The sequence below is a fragment of the Kolteria novifilia genome (assembly GCA_007748055.1).
Taxonomy (GTDB): domain Bacteria; phylum Planctomycetota; class Planctomycetia; order Kolteriales; family Kolteriaceae; genus Kolteria; species Kolteria novifilia.
The window spans coordinates 2,757,396-2,775,880 of the sequence record CP036279.1 but is presented as its reverse complement, the minus strand read 5'-3'; the positions used below and the strand labels follow the sequence as shown (position 1 = coordinate 2,775,880).

Below are 18,485 nucleotides of genomic sequence, written 5' to 3'. Positions count from 1 at the left end.
TCTCGTTCAGTCGGCCACATGCAGGCAAACGGTCGGAGCCCGCACGATGTCCAACGCGTCGGTTTCTCTCAGGGCGGTGCGTACCGCCCCCTCACGGGCGATGTGGGTCATGATGATCAGTGGAACGGCTGATCCGATGTCGTCCTCGCTCGTCTCATGCTGGATGACCGAGGCGATGCTGATCCCGTGGCCGCCGAGTATCCCCGCGATGCGAGCGAGCGTGCCCGGCTCGTCCCGGATCGAGTAGCGGAGATAGAAACGGTTGGGCATCGAACCGTCATCGGAGACCGGGGGGCCCGGCGGTGATTCATCCCACAACTTCAGGGAGCGGAAGGTTTCCTGGGCACGGCCGATCGCCACGTCGAGCAAATCCGCCACGACGCTGCTGGCCGTCGGCATCATCCCGGCCCCTTTGCCAAGATAGATGGTATCGCCGATCGCGTGCCCTGTCACCTTGATGGCATTGTATTCGTTGTGAACTTGGCCCAGCGGGTGATTCCTCGCCACGAGCGTCGGCGAGACCCGCAGCGCCAATTTTCCCTCCACTTCTCGGGCCACCGCCAGCAACTTGATGACGTAGCCCAGTTCCGAGGCGAAATGCAGATCGACATCGGCGAGGGTGTCGATCCCTTGTCGGCGAATCGCTTCCAACGGGACCCGCGACTGAAACGCCAATCGCGAGAGGATCGCCAGCTTTTGCAGCGCGTCGTTCCCATCGACATCGAGCGTCGGATCGGCTTCGGCGAACCCGAGTCGCTGCGCCTCGGCCAAGGCCTCGTCGTAGCCAATACCCTGTTGGTGCATCGCGGTCAGGATGTAGTTGGATGTCCCGTTGAGAATCCCCGCGAGAGAGGAAATACGGTTCGCCGCCAGCCCTTGCGCCACCGCGGCTACGATCGGGATGCCACCGGCGACCGCGGCCTCAAAGCCGATCACCCGACCGCTGGCGTTAGCGACGCCGAAGAGTTCGCGACCGTGCTTGGCCAAGACCGCTTTGTTGGCGGTCACGACGTGCTTGCCGGCGCGGAGGGAACGAGCGATGAGATCGCGTGCGGGGTCGATGCCCCCGATCAGTTCGACGACGATGTCGACTTCGGGATCGCTGATCGCGCGATCGACTTCGGTCGTGAGGATACCGTCTTCGAGCTCGATCCCGCGCGGCTTGCTCGGGTCGCGGACCACCACCCACCGGATGGCGAAGCGGGCGCCGCTTTGACTCTCCAAATGACGAGCTTGTTCACGAAGAATACGTGCAACGCCAGTACCGACCGTTCCCAGACCCAAGAGCGCCAAATGGATCGTTCGCATCGACCTCTCTTCGTGAAGGAACGGCGTCCCCGCAGGCGAGGAGCCCACTGTTGCTGCCTGCGACCCTCGGTGATTCACCAGGAGTGCGGGGCAATCGGTTGACGAGAGAGACCCCGCATGAGGAGAATCGCGAGGTCGCCCAAATTGTCTTAGTTAAGACGTAACCTGGTTCGGTTCAAGCACGAAGGTCATGAGATTTGGTGAGAAATCGATTCGAAACGTCGCAGAATCGGTCCTGATCCGAGTCTTTTGCCGCAACGGTTCGGAAGTCTGACGGGAAAGGACCATGAGACGATTGAATCAGTGAGCTAGAGTAACCAACGCCCGCTCAGAGCCGTCACCCAAGCTCACCATTACCGACATGACGGGTGATCAAAAGTCAGTGATTTGGAGCACGACGTCGTAGCGAAGGTTGCGGATCTCCATCACATTGTCGATCTGCTTGAGCACGAAGGTGCGATCCCGGGGGCTCTCCACCTCCCCTTCGATCACCAGCCCGTGGAGCGAATTGCGGATTTCCAGTTCCTCCAGGCGTTTGCCACAACGTCGCTTGATCGTCTTTTTTAGACTCGAGCGAAATCGCCAACTGTTGCCCGAGGTTCCATCCTGGGAAGAGCCGCCCCACGTCATCCAGTCCAACCAGGACTTCTCCTTGGCCGGCGCCTTCGTGGTTCCTTTAAAACGACCCCCAGGCAGGTTGCGTTGCAAACTGTAGGGACGACACTTGGCAACCACCTTGGTCACCCCATCCACTTCCGCGATCGCCTCGACCGCCTCTTCAACCTCTTCCTGCGATCCCAGATCTCCCGAGATCGTCACCTGACCGTAGTGGGCGTCGACCTCCAGCTTCAGCGCCTTGGCCCCCATGCGCACCGAGAGCCGATCGAGCGCGTCCTCGCGCACCTGGCGATCGAGGAGATCGCGCTCAGGACCATCGTCGGCGGCCACGATCGGCTTGCCCGAAGTCGTCCGCTGGCGCGTCGACTGCATGACGAACGCGTCGCTGAGCGGAGCCGCGGGGATCTTCGGAAGCGATTCGGCAGCGAGACGCCTTCCCTGGAGCTCACTGATGGTGATCGTTCCCAATTCGGGATTGACCGGAACTTCCAGAAGGCTCACCACCGCCAGACAGCCAGGTTGGCTCATAATTGCTTGTGTCAAAAGGAGTTTCGACTCGTACGAGGAGATTGTCCCGGTCAGCACGATAATCCCATCCTCGCCGGAGGAGACCGCCACATGCTCGGCATGTTCGGGAAATAGCGTCTGGATGGTCTCACGCGAGGAGCCGGCAAGATACCCCGGATCCTCCGACGGCAGGCTCCCCAGCCCCGGGTCGACGCGAAGCGATTCGCGAACGTTGAGCCCGCTGAGGCGTCGGGCGCCATCGATCACGTGCTTTTTGACCGCGGCGCTCGGCACACTCCCCTGAAGTTCGATCATTCCCGGCTCCGGATCGGAGACCGTCACTGGCAAGCGGGCGGTGACCGGAGCGGCAAGGAGGTCGAGTTGGACCAGGATCGCCGCATACTGCGTATACGACGGATCCTTTTTCAGTTCCGCGGGAACCTCGGCGACGGGAAGAGACGATTCGCGGCCGATGACCAGGCCGGTCGGGATGATCGCTACCACCAGCAGGAGCAGGCTGATCGCAATCGCCTTGAGGACGACGTGTGACGTCACCGTGGCCATCCTTTCTGTTTAGGGGACTCCAATTCGACCGCCCACCCCCATAGTCCCCTTCCTCAAGCGTTGCGAGATCAACTCGTACAAAATGAGAACTCCGCCGAGACGGGCCCTCTCCTCCATCAAGTCACCGCACGCTTCCGCGAATTTAGGGTAACGGGGAAGACTTTTGGGCCATCACACGTCCATCGCAATGCAACGCATCTCACCTACATTCCCAGGCCCAACCGATTATGACGAACAATCTGAATTGGTTGACAACCTCGCGGGGTTCGCCTGAAGCCCCAAGAGCCAGCTACCGATTTCTAAGGAAAGGCGCGATCCTGCGATCGCCGGATGACTCATGACTGTTCGGGAAAACCATGCGACTGGGGACGACCATCATCGTTGGCCTCCTATTGGCGACACTCGCCAAGGCGCCACCGGTGCGGGCGCAGGGCCCCGGTCTCGCCGGTCATTCCTCCACGCCCCTGGCCTCCCGCGACCCCTCGTTCCGCATTCCGTTCGACATCGACTCGGTCCAACGGCCGCGAATTCGGGAAGTGCAACTGCATTACTCGGGCGATCTTGGACAGAGTTGGCGCCACTACACCAACGCCGATCCCTCTGAATCGTCTTTCCTCTTCACGAGCCCCAAAGACGGGGAATACTGGTTCGCGGTGCGCACCATGGACCACCAAGGGAACGTGTCGCCCGCGAATCTCGACGGCATCGAGCCGGGACTTCGCGTTCGCGTCGACACCCGGCCCCCGACGGTGAAGCTGCGTGGCCAGAATCCCGTCGGCGACGAAGTCGGGATCAGTTGGATCGTCGATGACGAGGATCTCGACGTCGCGTCGCTGCGAGCGGAGTATCGCGTCGGGCCGTCATCGCCTTGGATTCCGATCGCGGTCCAGCCGCAAGAGAGTGGTTCGGCCAATTGGCGGCCCGAGGCTCGCGGAGGCGAACCGATTGAGATTCGCTTGCGGGTCTCCGATCGAGCCGGTAACGAGGCGACCAAGTCGATCACGCTACAGACTCCGCAGGGAATTCCCGCGTTCAGCCGGTCGCCGGCGCGTCCCAACAACGCCCCCGCCGCGCCGCGTCGCGACAATCCGTGGGACCGGGATCGCGGTTTCGCGCCTCCTCCACCGAATCTCAACCGACCGCGTGAGTCCGAGCGCAGCGCCTTCGACGATCGCTCGCGCCCGCAGGGTCGGTTTGTTCCCTACGCGCCGGCCGACACGTCGCGAGTCCCCGACTTCCGGGATCAGGCACAAAACAGCCGCACGCAGCCGCCAAACCAAAGCGAGCCCTGGAATCAGGACCGCTTTGCCGGCGCGCGCAGTCAGCAGACGCCGCGTCCGACGATTCGGCCGCTCCTGGTCAACTCGACGCGTTTCGGCATCAACTATGGTGTCGAAGAACTGGGCAAGAGTGGGCTGAGCTCCGTCGATCTCTACTACCTCGATCCGCGCTCCTGGCAGTGGGAGTACTACGGCGAGGACGAGGATCGCGAGGCTCCCTTCCTCGTCGAGGTCGATGGCGAGGGCGTCTATGGAATCACGCTCGTCGCGAAGAACGGCGCGGGACTCGGGCAAGAGCCTCCCGCGGCGGGGGATCAACCGGAGACTTGGATCGAGGTCGATCTGACGCCACCGGACGTCGAGCTTCATCCCCCGGAGCCGGGCCAAGGCGCCGCCGAGGGAATTCTTTCGATCTCCTGGAGTGCTCAGGATCGCAACTTGGCGGCAAAGGCGATCTCGCTCTCGTACTCCGAGACGCTCGCCGGGCCTTGGGAGCCGATCGCCAAGGAATTAAAGAATACCGGGCGGTACCAATGGCGGATGCCGGACGAGGTTCCCTACCGGTTCTACGTGCGGTTGGAAGCCGCCGATCGGGCGGGCAACGTGGGTCGCGCGGAGACGGACGCTCCGGTCATCGTCGACCTGAAGCGTCCCCGGCTCAAGATCATGGGCGTCGAGCCCAGTGGCGAGTTCGACCAGCCCCCCCTACCGTAAGCCTTGATTCCCGTTCGAGGAACCTATTGCACTGGCCCATTCTAACTCTTGGGGTGCTAATGGCTGCTCGTCAGCCAGTGCCAAACCGTTAGGGTTGCACGAACACCAACTTCAAGTTGGAGCAGAGCACTAGCGGTTACGCCACCCACCATTTCCCGCGCCATGCCTGGGCGACTGAAGACGTGAGGGTCGATTAATCGGGAGCACGCATCACGATCGACGCGTTGAGGTTCTGTCCTTGGAGAAAGACGGGGGTCAAGTAGGCGACCTCCGAGAACGGGATGCTGACGTTGATGCGGAAGAGTTCGCCATCCATGTTTGGGTCATTCAGGTTGGCGGTCGCCCCGGTCGTTTCGTTGAGGACCTCGACGGTGGCCTCATCGGCGGGAATGCCCTGAGCGTTGAGAATCTTGCGGATGTCCGCGATCACTTCATTGGTTTCGTTGTCCGGGGAAGTGATCCCCTTGAACTCGGTGGCCGCGCGGCGCCCGCCTTCGCGAACGGCCATCGACAGCATCTGGCTCACTTCCAACGCCCGCCCCAATTCAATCGCCCCGAGCACCAAGCCGACAAGCAGCGGCGCGATCACCGCCAACTCGACGGCGGCGACTCCGCGACGTTTCTCACTGCGATGACGAATCTTCACGAGTTCGCTCCGATGTTCTGTTCCAAGCGTGTCTAGTTGGTGAGGACGGAGGTTCCCAAGCCGTTGGGGTTCTTGCCTTCATGACGCATGACGGCCTGGCCCCGCAGGACGAAGTTCCCGGAGATGAACTGCGGCGTCAGCAAGGCGACCGAACTGAAGGGAAGCTCCACGCGAACCACGAAGAGTTGCCCCGGATCGACAATCTTCTCTTGCGACTCGCCATTGACCTGCTCGGTGAAGAGTTCGGGCAAGCCGCTGACGCTGTCCGGAAACGAGGAGGTATCCTCGTAGGCGCTCATGTCCTTCACGTAGATGGTCAAGTTGTCGGCGTTGGTCAGCGGCGCGAGTTGGGCTCGGATCGCGGCTTCAGCCTCCGCTTTGGTGCCTCCTTCGGTCGACGCCACTCGAGCCGCCTCGCGGGCCGCCCCATTGACCATGTTCATGGCGTTGAAGAATCGACCAAACTCGAAGAGTCCGAAGAGGAGAAGAATGAACACGGGCAACACGAACGCGACTTCCACGACCGTCGTGCCGCGCCGTTGCCACTTGAGGGAAGATCGTCGCACGATCTAGACTCCGTTACCGCGAGAGTGATGGATCATTATTGCCTATTGGACCGCCGTGAGCATCGAACTACTCGGCGAAGCGGCGCCGCCAAGGACGCCGGGCGGTTCTTCGATTCCTGATCGCGGGGGAACCGCTCTCGGTTCCCCTCTAGGTCGGATCGAGCGAACTCCTTGGAGTCCAGCTCCTCCCAACTCACTGAGATGCTACGGGCCATGTCAGCCAGCGGCATCCCGCGCGGCTCCACTACGGACCCGAGGGAGCGACGTCGATCGTCAGTTGTCCCGGCGGAACGTTCGCGGCGACCTGTCGGAACGCCTCGAGCATCTCCGCCTCCATCGACGCGATCGAGGCGCCACCGGCGACGGAAATATGGATGCCTCCACCCATGAAGGCGAGTGCGTCCATGAAGTTCCGGTCCGCGAACGCCCCGACCGACATGGTGTGAACGGTGATGCCTTTGGAGACGCAGATCATCGCCTCGTACATCGCGTACTGCCGGTTCTCGTCCCCGGTCGAGTAGTAGGAAGAGGGATTGTCCTCGTTGTAGCCCTGGGTGACCTCTCGCCAATTCCACCAGACGTCGTCGGAGGAGAAGGTCTCCCCATCTTCGTTCTCGCCTTTGCGGTTGGCTTGACCGTCGGTCAATACCATGATGACCGGTCGCGAGCCGTAGCGCTGCTTGGCCTCGAGCAACAACCGAGCCCGGCGAATACCATCGCCGATGCCGGTGAAATTCGAATAGTACGCGGCCTGGCGTTCGACCTGGATCGCGTCGAGCGCGTCGTAGTCGTCGGTGATCACTTCCTCGCCACTGATCTTCGACTCGACGCGAGCATCGTTTTCCGCGTAGCTGACGATGCCAACGTAGTCGCCAAAATCGAGGTCGTCGAGGAAGTCGAGGAAGAGGGTGACGCCTTCCTTCATCGCGTGGAACGGATAGGCGGGGGCGTTCCAGATCCCTTCGGATTGGTCGTGGCGTGGCTGACTGGAGAGCATGTAGTTCATCAGCGTCCGCGTGCCGTACTTGTTGCGGTAGCCGGCGTTGTTCGTGCTGCCGTCACTTCGCGACCACTTGATGTAGTTGCGCCACAGATCGCGGTTGCGTCCACCGACCACGTCGCCGTTGGAGGGCCCCGAGGGCATGCTCTTTTCGCTGTCGAACGACTCGATCTGCCCGTTGGTCCACGTCGTGTTCATGCCGGCTTGCGGATAGGGATTGATCGGGTTGCCATTGACGTCGACGTCGAGCAACCCCAAGTGATTCGCGATCGACGTCGCGACCGCGTTGCTGTCGTTGACTCCTTCGTAGGCCCCCAGAAGCCGGTTGTAACGGTCGGAGGTCCCTTCGTGAGCGGTGATGAGGGATTCGACCTCGGCGGCCGTCAGAGGCGACCCGAGCGCGGCGATCTCAAACTTGTTGCGACGATCGGTGGACCCGTTGGAGAAGTCGCGAACCGCCTCCTTGATGTCGTTCTTGGAGTTGTTCTCCATCAGGGTCTCGATCGCGTCCACCACTTCGGCGTTGGTCATCTCCGAGAGCCTCGACTTGTAGTCGTTCATGAAGGTGGTGCGTCGGGACTTGCTGTTGACGCTGAAGTCGCGAATGTCGTCGACGATGCGATTGAGACTCCGCGTCCCGTTGTCGCTGTAGGCGGCGAGCATCGTGAGCACGTCGACGCTCGCGGTGTAGCCCGAGACGTACTTGCCCTCACCGACGGTCATGTCGCCGAAGGTCTTGCTGCCGTCGCTGACGACATCGGGAAACTTCACGCGGTCGTTGGTGAAGGCGCCGTCGGCGTCGACCATCGCCTCCCAGATTTCATCGAGATTGTCCTCCACCGAGGAGAGCCCCAAGCGATTCACCGCCGCGAAGGTGCTGTCGTCGTTCATCGAGCCGGAGTAGTCGAGGACCAAGACGATGTCGCGGGCCTCGAGAAACGCGGTCGCGGAACTCTGAATCGCCACCGAGTCGTAGCCCAACACCCTGGCGAACGCCAGCGGCAGGCGACCGTCCTGCGCCGCCAAGTCGGCGTTGTCGCGACGAGCGGTCACCCGGACGACGTTGAACGGTCCATTGGCCCAGTCCGTGGTCAGATTCCCCGCGTCGTCAAGGGAGCGGCGGCCGAACTGGATGTCGGTGGTCGGATCGACGAAGATTCCGTTGCGCTGAGCGACGTCGACCGCGACATTCTTGGCTGCGGTCACCGCGAGGGAGTTGGCGTCCTCGACGCTTCCGGCCTGGGCGTTGACGACCCCATTGCGAATCTCTTGCGTGGCGGCCAGCGCGGCCGCGTCGACGGCGTTTTGCATCCGTCCTTGTTCAAGCCTGATCAAACCGATGTCGACCGCGAATGCCACCATGCCGAGGATGCCGACCAAGGCAATCGCCGACAGGACGAGAATGATCCCTCGACGCTCGTGTTGGGACGTTCCGCGATCTGTGTGCGTTGGAATTGAAGATCGTCTCACCGAGGAGTCTCCCTTGTCACACAGCAATTTTGGTATCAATTGAATCGAAACGATGTCGCTGAGGGGCCGAAAAGGATCCTTCCTTCGGTCACAAGAGTCTAGCATCCCTTCAATACGTACGTCACGTTCAAACCGGACAATATTTCGCTAAGAACGGCTAATTTTCATGGTTCTATTTCAGTTCCAGTCAACTCGATGACCACTTTCCGCACCCCATGAGTCAGCCGGGGGTGAAAAGCCGCGAAATCGCTTTACTTCCGCCGGTTACGGAGCTAGTTTCCTATAGCCTTGCTGAACCACCGCGCGTCGCCGACCAATACCGGCGAACGACTGGTCGTTCGCGAGAAGAATGACCGACAACATCATTGGCCCCATCCCCGATGACGGCCACGTCGTCTCGGGCCCATCATCGCGGAGGGCCAAGGCGGGATCCGAGCCGCCACCGGGCCCGTCCGACGGAAACGAATAGCCGAAATCAAGAGCCGAAGAACACGAAGAAAATTGGGAGCTTTTGCCATGCGTGGTTGGAGAGAGTTTCTCCTGGGTCTGGCCGTCGTCGGCGGCATCTTCTCCTTCACCGGGTTGGCCAGCAGCCTGGAGATCGAGCCCTCGTCGGCCGATCAACACCTTCTGCTCGACGAATCGAGCGAGGAAGCCGAGGAGAAGTCGGAAAACCCCGACAAGCCATAAGCTTACCTCACGCGGCCAACCAAGGGTCTTCTCGGCGCGACGGACAGTATTCGTCTTCCGCGAAGACGGCAACGTCAACTGACCAGTGGAGCCTAACAATGAGTTATTGGAAGAATCTCTTGCTCGGAATCGCCATCTTCGGCGTGGTTTTCGGACTGAGCGGCGTCGCGGTAAGCCTCGAAATCGACACGACCTCGGTCGCGACCAGGGCCGACGATGACGACGACGCGGAATCGGACCGGGAAGAAGACACCGTCGAGGAAGCCGCCGAGCAAGAGCGGAACTAGTGCTGCGTCAATCGCTAGATCTTCGGGGTGGTGATCCTACGATCACTTCTCACTGGCTGACCAGCAGCCAGTGCCACCCGAGCTATTGGATCTGACAACGCACAAGGGGCTCCGTCTCGACCTGCGAGTCCACGCCGTGTGAGATGTCACAAGTCATCGTGAAGAATCAATGAAGAGAGCCTTCGTCCCTCGGGGCGGAGGTTTTTTCACGCGCCGACAGACAATGTCGAGTCCTTTCGCGGTGCCCCGGCGACTATCTCTCGCCACTTACCCTCGAGCCGCACCGCTACATTCCCTGAAGGAGACGATTGACGACTTGCTCGTAGGGCATGGTGTAGGTCTGAATCAGCAAGAACGTCACGAAGTAAGCTAGCCGAACCGACGTCTTCTCGCTCTGGGCGATCCCCATGATCATCAGCAGCCAGCCGAATCCCTTGACGGTCGCCACCAGATAGGTCGTGATCGCGAAGAACATCAGGATCGCGTCGCGCCAGGGCGCCACCCGTGACCGAGCCGGGAAGAAAAACAACACCCCGATCGTCCCCTCGATCAAGATCGTCCACCACGTCATCAGCCACGCGAGCCACTCCATCCGCGCCGAGGAATGGAGCGTCACCGTCGTCGGTGCCGTCCCCTGCAAATAGCCCGTCGTCAGGAGCTGCTCCAACTCGCGGTTGCGCGCCAGTTCGAACGCGGGAACGCTCCCAAACCAGGACGCGAAGTCGGCGAAACGGTGATCGGTCAAGAGCGTGAACTCGAAGAACGAACCATCGACATAGTTCGCCGAGATGAGCTTGGCCACGACCGAAAAACTCATGCAAAGTGCGATCATCCATCGGCCGTTGAGCGCGAGGACTCGCTCACGATCGCTCTCGCCGAGCGAATAGGCGCCGAACATCGCCAGCGCCCAGTAGCACTCCAAGTACTTGTGGTTGTCCGATTGAAACCAGTTGTAGAACAGGGCCGACGCGAGCAGCGCCGTCATGATGAGCCAATAGGTCGGATGGCGGCGATTGCTCGGAAAGACCACCCCGCAGATCGCCAGAATCACCACAGGCGAGCGAACGTACCAGTACTTCGGCGAGTGAAAGAGCAGGAGGACGAGCGTCATCACGGTGATGACGTCGAGCCAGTCGATTCGGGCGAGCCGAGAACCGAGCGACTCGCGTGGCGACGTGGCTTCCGTCATGGACTCCCCCCCTTCCCCTTCCGCGCGGCGGCGACCGGAATCTCGACCGCCAGGAGGGGCTCCGAGGTGAGTTCGTTGGTGGTCGGGTCGAAGCGATAGCGCAGCAATCCGACCTCGACGGCGTTCGCGTCGATCCGTTCCGACTCGGGATAGGGGGCGTCGCCCCGCATCACCGCGACGGCGTGGCGGGGCGGCTTCTCGGGCTGGAGGCCAGCGGCCGGATCGTCGTTGCTTGGGAATTCCTCGGGAGCATGCCGCCAGGGAAGCGACGCGAGGCGTTTGGCCAGTCGGGAGAGTTCGGCACGCGACGCCGTCGCCCGCGCCTTCCTTAACAGATAGCTCAGCGAAGCAGGGATCTCGGCGACGATCGGCCCCTTGTCGGTTCGTAGCCTCACCACGACGAACCGGGCTCTCGTCGAATCGATCGTCGAGAACATCCCGAAGCCGCCCCCCTTCCAGGGAGTCAGGCTCGTCACTTGGGCGGCGATCATCTGGGTCACCGCGATCGCGCAGAGCAAGAGGAGCGGCAGATAGGTGTGGATCACCTTGATCGTCTTGGTCGGCGCGGAGGCGGACACTTCGGCATCGTTCATGGAGTTGTGAACTCCTCGGAGGCCCGACCAGGCGACCGTCTCAACAGCCTACTGCTCTGTTCCAACTTTAGGCTTCGCCTCAAGAGTCGGTTCTGGCTTCGGCTGGCTACGACTTCTCGTCGCCCGACGGCGGTTTCTCTTCGGGATCGACATCCGACGAGTCCTGAATCGCCTTGTTGAGCCAACTCGTCCAGCGATCGCGGCTCTTCAGACGGGGATCGTCCTCGGCGGGCAGCGACTCGTCGACCGTCGAGTCCCCCTGCGACGCGGCCCAACTCTCCAGGTGGAAGTGCCCCGCGGACGCATCGATAGGTTCGACCGTGGTCTCGTCATCGGAGGACAACGGGACGGCGCTCGCCCCGCCGCGATTGGTCAGCTTGTGGTCGCTAGTCAGCTCTCTTCCGGGGGTCGAGTCGGTGTCGACCCAGGACTCGAACGAGCGAATGTCGGTCCGGTCGCCAACGGGTTCGACCTGGTCATCGAGCCCGAGCCAGCGGTACCAGTCCGGCGTCTCCTCGGGCCCGGCCAGCTTCGGCGGCTCCTCGGCGGGGACCTTCGGCTTCGGCGGCGGCGGGGCCTTCTTGATCGGCATCTTGAAGGCCTGCTCGATGCGTTCCTGCAGCGACTTGACCCGATCCTGAAAGGAGGACTCCATGATCGTCTGACCGTGCTGGAGCGTCTCCGGCGGCGCGTTGGCGACCTGCTCGGCTTCGTCGCCCAAGGCGTGGGCCTCGTCGCGAAGCTGCCTTAGGGCGTCCACCTTCTTCGATAGGGCATCGAAATCGAACACTCGCTCGTCTCCCGTCACTTCGATGCGTTTGGATAGCTCGTCCGCCAGTGGCGTTCGCCCTTGACGATCTCCGCCGCGTAGCCGAGCAACTTCCGACAACACTCGGTTTTCTGGTCCTGGGGTTGCTCGGCCCAGAGGAGGTTCATCGCTCCCGAAACGGCGCGATTGGCTTGATAGGGCTTCGGCAAGACCTCGGGGAGATGCGGTTCGCTCATGCTCCCGCCGCTCCAGAACGCGGCCATCGCCACCAATCCGGTCGCCGTTCCCAGCCCCGCCTCCTTACCCGCTTGTCCCGCCTCGCGCCGGGTCGCTTCGCTCGGGTTCGCGACCCAAGCCATCGCGGCGCGAATCGGCTCGGCCTCCTCCTCGGGAATTTCCGGCCCGAGAAGATCGCCGAGGCAGACGCATCCCCACCAGACCGCCGGTCGCGTCGTCAGGAAGAACGCGGTCAGCCCCAGAGCATCCGAGTAGAGCTCCCACTCGAGCAGTCGCGGGATCGCCGCATCGACCGTCGGGACCGGAGCCAACAGGCGTTGAGCATCGTCGCTCAAGCCCGCATGCTCGGCCAGTTCCGGGGGAGAGGCCGTGTTCACTTGGTCAGTGTGGTGAATCGTCATCGAACGCTTCGTCCCCCGCTCGTTAGGAGTTCACGCTTTGCGCGGTCGGCGGCGGCGACTCGACTTCATCGCGGGTCAGGATGAGCGTCTCCTCGTCGTGCGAGTCCTTGGTCTCCTCCATCTCGTCAGCCGGAGCGTGAGACATGCTCGGCTCGGGGGCCGAGGCCGTCTCCGGCTCGAGCCAGCGTCTGGCGCCTTGGGCGACCTGCATCCCGAGGCCGAGCAGCACGCGGCAATGGGCGTCAAGTCGGTGGTAGTCGGCCAACGCCACGGTGAGGACCACCGCCCCCGCGACCGCCTTGGGCACGAGGTACTCGGAAGCTTCCACCGTCGGCATGCCTTCGGGGGCGATACTCCCTCCGCTCCAAAACGCCGCCTTGGCGAGGCATCCCGCTGGAGTGCTCATCCCGGCGGCGAGCGCCGCGCGGCCGGCCCGTTGCCGATGGCTCTCGCTCGGATCGCGAACCCACGCCATCGCGGCGTCGAGCGCGCGGGCCTCCTCGTCGGGAAGGAGACGTGGACCGAAGAGACTGCCATAGCAGAGACATCCCCAGTAGACCGCTTGGCGTTTCTCCAGCCCGAAGGCGACAAACCGCAGCGCGTCGTAGTAGAGTTCGTACGCGACGAGGGCCCGCAAGTAGTCGGCGGCGGTAATCTCCTCGGTCAGCAACCGAAGCGCGTCGCCGGTCGTCGTCCCAGGCGGGTCCCAGAGGTCCACGGCGCGCGTCGTCCCGCCGCCGGCGAACTGGAAGGGAATGTTGAGAACCTTCACGGCTTCCTCCAATGAAAGCATCACTCGATCAACGACAACGCGATCGCCGCGTTCATCTGGACCATGTCTTCCGACAGCGAGACCCCCATCATGCTCAGCTCGGTGTCGGCGTTGAGGCTGATGATCGGTCCATTGAGAATGATCCCCGCGGGCGTGATCGCGATGTTGGTCGGACCCGCCGAAAGCGTGATGGCCGTTCCCATGATCGTGATGATGCCGGTGCTGGAGATGTCAAGTGTCGCGCCCGCATCGATCATCATGGCGGCGCCGGCCGTGAGGTCGACCGCTCCCGCCGCTCCGATGGCAAGATCGGCGGCGGCGGCGATGTCGTGGCTGACCGCGGCCACCTCCTCCTCTTGCTCCTTGAACTTGTTGATCAGGAAGCTGATATTCGACTCGCCCCCCTTGATCTCGGTCGTGAGCGGGCGACGAATTTCGAACTGGGCACCAAAGAAGAGTTCGGTCGTCAGCACCGTGAAGAGGTTGAGCGTCCAGCCGACGTTGACTGTCTCGTTGAACGCGAGATTGATCGCCAGGTTGTTCCCGGCGCAGATCGTGTGCATCTCGCCCAGGCAGTAGGTCGAGTTGTAGTAACCAATCGTTCGCGTCACGTAAGGCGACTGGTAGTTCCACCCCGGCCCCCAGTAACTCGAGTCGCCACCCGATCCGGAACCCTGGCTCGCGGTGGAGGTCGTCGTCGAGGGCGGGCTTGCCCCAGAGCCGTCGTCGCTCGCGTCGCCCGAGGTTCCACCGCCGATGATCATGTTGTAGACGCCCGCGATCGCCTCGTGCTTGTCGGCTCCGGTGCTGACGTGCATGTCGTTGGCGACGACGGTGCTGTGATCGTTCTCGACCGAGGTGGTCAAATCGCGTTCGGCGTGGAAGTGAAGCTGCTCCTTGCCAAGCGTGTCGTCGATGCGGAATTCGCTGTAGTTTTCCGCGTCGCCGTGCCGACTACGAGAACGGATCCCCATCTGGGAACGCTCGTCGGGCAACTTGTAGGGAACCGGTTGCTCGGCGTTGTAGACGCTCCCGGTGACGATCGGTTGATCGGGATCGCCGTCGAGAAAGTCGACCACGACCTCCTGACCGACGCGCGGCAGCGCGACCATCCCCCAACCCTGGCCGGCCCAAGGTTGCGACACCCGTAGCCAGCAACTGTGGCTCGACTCGTCCTCGACCTCCCCCCAGTGAAAACTAACGTGGATGCGGCCGTACTTGTCGGTGAAAACCTCGGTCCCGGCGGGCCCGACGACCTTCGCGGTCTGGCTCCCTTTCATGGTCGGAATCGGCGTCTCGCGTTCGGGGCGAAAACGAACGCTTCGAGGAACGGCGCGGAAGGTGTTCTTGTAGTGCGACACGCCCCTGTCATCACCGCGAAAGCTGGCGAGCTCGACCTGGTGTTCCACCTCGGTGATGAAGTAGGCTCCATCGCCGTCGAAGTGTCCCGCGAGGTGAAAGCCGAAACCGGGGGTCATGTGACTCGCGGTCGATGTTCCCTCGATGACCACGGCGCCGGCGGCGCGTTCCTCCATCCGAATCCGCGCCGTGCGACCTCGGTCCTCGAAGATCTCGTGGAGTTCCTCGGACGATTCCTCACCGGTGGGCAACACCCCGTCGTGCCGGTGCGAGTACGAACCGGGATAGTCGTAGACCTCGGTCTCCTTGAGCGCCCCAAGCGGGAGCGAGTGGCGCACGCTTCCCGCCGTGACCGATTCGGTCAGCGACTCCTGAGCCCCGACGTCTTGGCTGGGCAACTCGAAGGAGTAGTCGCCGAGCTTCACCTTGCCGGGAACCAGCTCTTGGCTCTTGATCCAGTCTCCCACCAGCCCCAACTTACCCTCGGCTTGGAACGTCGCGTCGTAGCGCAGTTCCCCCTGGTCGGGCAACAGGGGCGATTCCCGCGAGTCGTCGCAGATCACCAACTCCTCGCCATCCTCCTGTTGGTCGAAGCGAAAGTGGATCCCCTCCTCTTCCATGAGCCGGCTGGCGAACGCGAAGTCCGATTCCTGCGACTGCACGCAGTAGTTATGTTTCGGGTAGTGATCGTGAAGGGTGAACTTGACGCGGTATCCCTCGAACACCTTGTCGAGGATCTGCGGCACCGTCTGCTGCTGAAACACGCGGGAGCGCTTGTTCTGCGATAGCGCCCACAGCTTCGGCACCAAGCGAGCCCGGTAGAGGACGAATTCCTCGTCCCGTCCCACCTGTGCCATCCGGCTGATCATGCCGCGAAAGTACCGCCGCGGCGTTTCGGGAAGGTGCGACTCCACGGCGGCGCTCTGACCGAGAATCTTGTCGAACGAGATCTCTTCCCCTCGAGGGGCGACCAGGTCGAGTTCGAAGGCGTAGAGTTCGGAAACGGCCTCTCGACCGTGGAAGCCGATGAGCAGCAGCGCATCGTCGCCGAGCGGTGAGCTGAACTTCATCCACCGGTCCGCTTGGGAGTATCGACTCATGGAGAATTCTCAAATCGCGAAGGATGACCAACGGGTGGACCGCAGAAGGCTTTTTACGAAGCGAGTGGGCCGTTTTCATCTTTGAGCATAAAGCGAACCATCACCCATGTCGTCACTAAAGCGATGACAAAAAGAGACGCGGCGACCCCGATGACCCAGTAGTGGTAGCGGACCGCATCCTCGACAAACGTCTGGAGACTGTGCAGGACGATCATGTCGAGTTGCCCCCCCGGCGGTTTCCCCTCGATCTGGAGCCGGCGGATTTCGATCAATCCCGGTTGCTCTCCCTGGGCGGCGATGAGCAATTCGTTGTCGACCTTCTTGTCGAAGAACCCCTCGAGCGGCGGATCGACGAACTCGACCGGCTCCCCCGGACGAAGGGGGAGGCGCGAACGTGGGGGTTGCCCGTGCCAGTTCAGCAAGTGTCCTTGGTCGTCGGTCACCAGGATGGTCGCCGATTTCGCGAGTTCCGAACCGGGAGCCAAGAGGATCTGCTCGAAGTCGACTTCGACGACCACCGCTCCGATGAGTTCATCGGTCTCGGGCTCGCGGACCGCGGCGCCGAGCAACTGGATGGGATGGAGCTTGCCCTGCTCGTCGGTGACCGCCTGCCGCGCCATCACCCCGGAGTAGGTCGTGTCGCCCTGGGGCAGCTTCAGGCAGTAGGCGAGGAAGGGCTTCCACCAGGTCACCAAGGGAATCGGCTCGGAGATATCGACCAGGGTGGAGCCACCGGGAGTGTCGCGCTGCACGCCGCGGACGATGCGCTGATCCTTGGCATCGATGATGTTCACCGAGAGGTACTCGGGATGCCACTTCAGCAACGCGCGGATGTCGCTGATCATCTGTTCCGAGGCGCTGGCCTCGGCCATCTTCTTTCCCCTCTGGCGCGCTTCGATGAAATTACCGACCGCCGGAAAACTGGCCAGAAGGCTCGCGTCGGCCTTCATTGCCTGCATCTGGCTGTCGACGAGAAGCTTCATCTCCTCGACCACCTTGGTGAGCCCGCCGCGTTCGACGAGATTCAGTTGCCGCGACTCCGACCAGGAGTAGGCCATCAAGACCGCGCAGAGGACGCCGACGACCAGGACCAGCGACGCGACCGCCTGGGCGCGAATCGGATTGCGGCGCATCATCGCGACCACGCGCCGCGCGAAGGGCCGATGATAGCAGTCGACTTCCTCGCCTGCCAAGACGCGGTTGATGTCCGCCGCCAACTCCATCGCCGAGTCGTAGCGGTCCTCCGCCGCGAACGCCATCGCCTTGGCGCAGACCGCCTCCAATACCGGCGCGACCTTCGGATTGACCGACCGCGCCAACGGCGTCGGCTCACTGGCCAGACGTTTGAAGGCCGCGCGAACGTCCTCGCCGACATGCTTCTGGTGGGGAGCCTTCCCCGTCAGGATCATGAAGAGGGTACTTCCCAAGCCATAGATGTCGGTCTTCACCCCGACGTGCCCGATGTCGCCCGCCGCCTGCTCGGGCGCCATGTACGCCGGCGTCCCAACCACGTGCCCAACCTGGGTCGTTTCCGAGAACTTGATCTCGTCGCCGAGTGTCTCGTCCGCGACCGCCGTGTCACTCGCGGCATCGTGGACCCTCTTCGCGAGCCCCCAGTCGATCAGGATAACCTCGCCGAACAAGCCGATCGCGACGTTGGCCGGCTTGACGTCTCGATGGATCACGCCCTGGGCGTTGGCGTAGCCGATCGCCTCGCAGACATCGACGAAGCTGAGCAGAAGTTCCCGTAGACGCAGTCCCGACGAGTTCGGTTCGTTCTTGGTGGCGTGGTGGGCGCGAATCCGATCGAGCAAGGTTCCGCCATTGAGCAGTGGCATCGTGTAGTACGGCAGCTTGCCCGCCACACCACGCGCCTGAAAGTCGTAAATCGGCACGATATGGGGATGCTGGAGGCCGGCGGTGATCCGGCCTTCGCGGAGAAAGCGCCGATGCAGCGAGGGTCGCTGCGCCGCGCTCTGCTTGAGTTCCTTGAGCGCGACCGTCCGCTCCATCCCCTCGTCGAAGACTTCCCAGACGGTCCCGATGCCCCCCTCCCCGCGTCGCTCGTCGAAGCGATAGCGCAGGTCGGTATCTCCGGATGCGGCCGCCGGCTTGGTCTCGCACCAGTGAGCCCAGAAGTCGCGGATTCGGTGGGGGGCGGTCCGTTGGAGCAGATGGTCGAAGGCTTCCGACTCCTTCCACCCGAAGCCCTCGAGCTGCGAGCGCACCTCCTCCAGGGAACGTTGCAGGTTCTCCGGACTGACAATACCATGTCGCCGTAGTTGCCGAACGAAGTCCAGCTCATCCGACTGCCCCAACTCGGCGCACGCCGCCCCCAAGCGTTCCGTGGAAACCGACTCGTCCTGCAACAGAACCAGCAACAGGAATAGATCCTGCCGATTGATCATGCTCCCC

15 protein-coding genes are annotated in these 18,485 nt (G+C 62.5%); 3 read left to right on the top strand and 12 right to left on the bottom strand.

Going from position 1 to position 18,485, the window contains the following annotated elements; translation table 11 throughout:
* Positions 1-6: 6 nt before the first annotated feature.
* Positions 7-1,308 (bottom strand): homoserine dehydrogenase, encoded by a 1,302-nt coding sequence (locus Pan216_RS10345; protein WP_145257921.1) that lies wholly within the window; start codon positions 1,306-1,308, stop codon positions 7-9.
* A gap of 372 nt (positions 1,309-1,680) precedes the next feature.
* Entirely contained in the window at positions 1,681-2,988 is a 1,308-nt protein-coding gene (locus tag Pan216_RS10340; protein WP_419193489.1) for a BON domain-containing protein, read from the bottom strand.
* Positions 2,989-3,353: 365 nt separating this feature from the next.
* Between Pan216_RS10340 and Pan216_RS10335 the strand changes: the two genes are divergently transcribed.
* On the top strand, positions 3,354-4,991 hold the full coding sequence (locus Pan216_RS10335) for a hypothetical protein (RefSeq protein ID WP_145257919.1): 1,638 nt from the start codon (positions 3,354-3,356) through the stop codon (positions 4,989-4,991).
* A gap of 193 nt (positions 4,992-5,184) precedes the next feature.
* Here the strand turns inward: Pan216_RS10335 and Pan216_RS10330 are convergent, their stop codons facing one another.
* From Pan216_RS10330 to Pan216_RS10320, 3 genes are all read right to left on the bottom strand, one after another.
* The gene (locus Pan216_RS10330; protein WP_145257918.1) at positions 5,185-5,637 is read right to left on the bottom strand and encodes a TadE/TadG family type IV pilus assembly protein; all 453 of its coding nucleotides are present in this window, start codon (positions 5,635-5,637) and stop codon (positions 5,185-5,187) included.
* 32 nt (positions 5,638-5,669) lie between these two features.
* On the bottom strand, positions 5,670-6,203 hold the full coding sequence (locus Pan216_RS10325) for a TadE/TadG family type IV pilus assembly protein (protein ID WP_419193488.1): 534 nt from the start codon (positions 6,201-6,203) through the stop codon (positions 5,670-5,672).
* A gap of 244 nt (positions 6,204-6,447) precedes the next feature.
* A complete protein-coding gene (locus Pan216_RS10320) occupies positions 6,448-8,673 on the bottom strand; it encodes a VWA domain-containing protein (protein ID WP_419193487.1) in 2,226 nt (741 codons plus the stop codon).
* 516 nt (positions 8,674-9,189) lie between these two features.
* Here Pan216_RS10320 and Pan216_RS28205 point away from each other — a divergent pair.
* Both Pan216_RS28205 and Pan216_RS10315 read left to right on the top strand, forming a co-directional pair.
* Positions 9,190-9,363: a hypothetical protein gene (locus Pan216_RS28205; protein WP_419193486.1), complete on the top strand. Its 174-nt coding sequence runs from the start codon at positions 9,190-9,192 to the stop codon at positions 9,361-9,363.
* A gap of 98 nt (positions 9,364-9,461) precedes the next feature.
* A complete protein-coding gene (locus Pan216_RS10315) occupies positions 9,462-9,650 on the top strand; it encodes a hypothetical protein (RefSeq protein WP_145257915.1) in 189 nt (62 codons plus the stop codon).
* Between the two features lie 286 nt (positions 9,651-9,936).
* On the opposite strand, the gene Pan216_RS10310 is transcribed toward Pan216_RS10315, so the two are convergent.
* The 7 genes from Pan216_RS10310 to Pan216_RS10280 form a co-directional block, all read right to left on the bottom strand.
* The gene (locus Pan216_RS10310) at positions 9,937-10,839 is read right to left on the bottom strand and encodes a hypothetical protein (RefSeq protein WP_145257914.1); all 903 of its coding nucleotides are present in this window, start codon (positions 10,837-10,839) and stop codon (positions 9,937-9,939) included.
* Complete coding sequence (locus tag Pan216_RS10305; protein ID WP_145257913.1) at positions 10,836-11,432, bottom strand: hypothetical protein; 597 nt, start codon at positions 11,430-11,432, stop codon at positions 10,836-10,838. Before Pan216_RS10305 ends, Pan216_RS10310 begins: the two co-directional genes overlap by 4 nt.
* Positions 11,433-11,538: 106 nt before the next feature.
* Positions 11,539-12,222 carry a hypothetical protein gene (locus tag Pan216_RS10300; RefSeq protein ID WP_145257912.1) on the bottom strand — a complete coding sequence of 228 codons (684 nt, stop codon included), beginning with the start codon at positions 12,220-12,222 and terminating at the stop codon, positions 11,539-11,541.
* A 14-nt stretch (positions 12,223-12,236) separates the two neighbouring features.
* A complete protein-coding gene (locus tag Pan216_RS10295; RefSeq protein ID WP_145257911.1) occupies positions 12,237-12,839 on the bottom strand; it encodes a DUF6931 family protein in 603 nt (200 codons plus the stop codon).
* 22 nt (positions 12,840-12,861) lie between these two features.
* Positions 12,862-13,611, bottom strand: coding sequence for a DUF6931 family protein (locus tag Pan216_RS10290; protein ID WP_145257910.1), 750 nt, complete (start codon positions 13,609-13,611; stop codon positions 12,862-12,864).
* A gap of 20 nt (positions 13,612-13,631) precedes the next feature.
* Complete coding sequence (locus tag Pan216_RS10285; protein WP_419193485.1) at positions 13,632-16,040, bottom strand: type VI secretion system Vgr family protein; 2,409 nt, start codon at positions 16,038-16,040, stop codon at positions 13,632-13,634.
* An 83-nt stretch (positions 16,041-16,123) separates the two neighbouring features.
* Positions 16,124-18,478 (bottom strand): serine/threonine-protein kinase, encoded by a 2,355-nt coding sequence (locus tag Pan216_RS10280; protein ID WP_145257908.1) that lies wholly within the window; start codon positions 18,476-18,478, stop codon positions 16,124-16,126.
* Between the last annotated feature and the right edge of the window lie 7 nt (positions 18,479-18,485).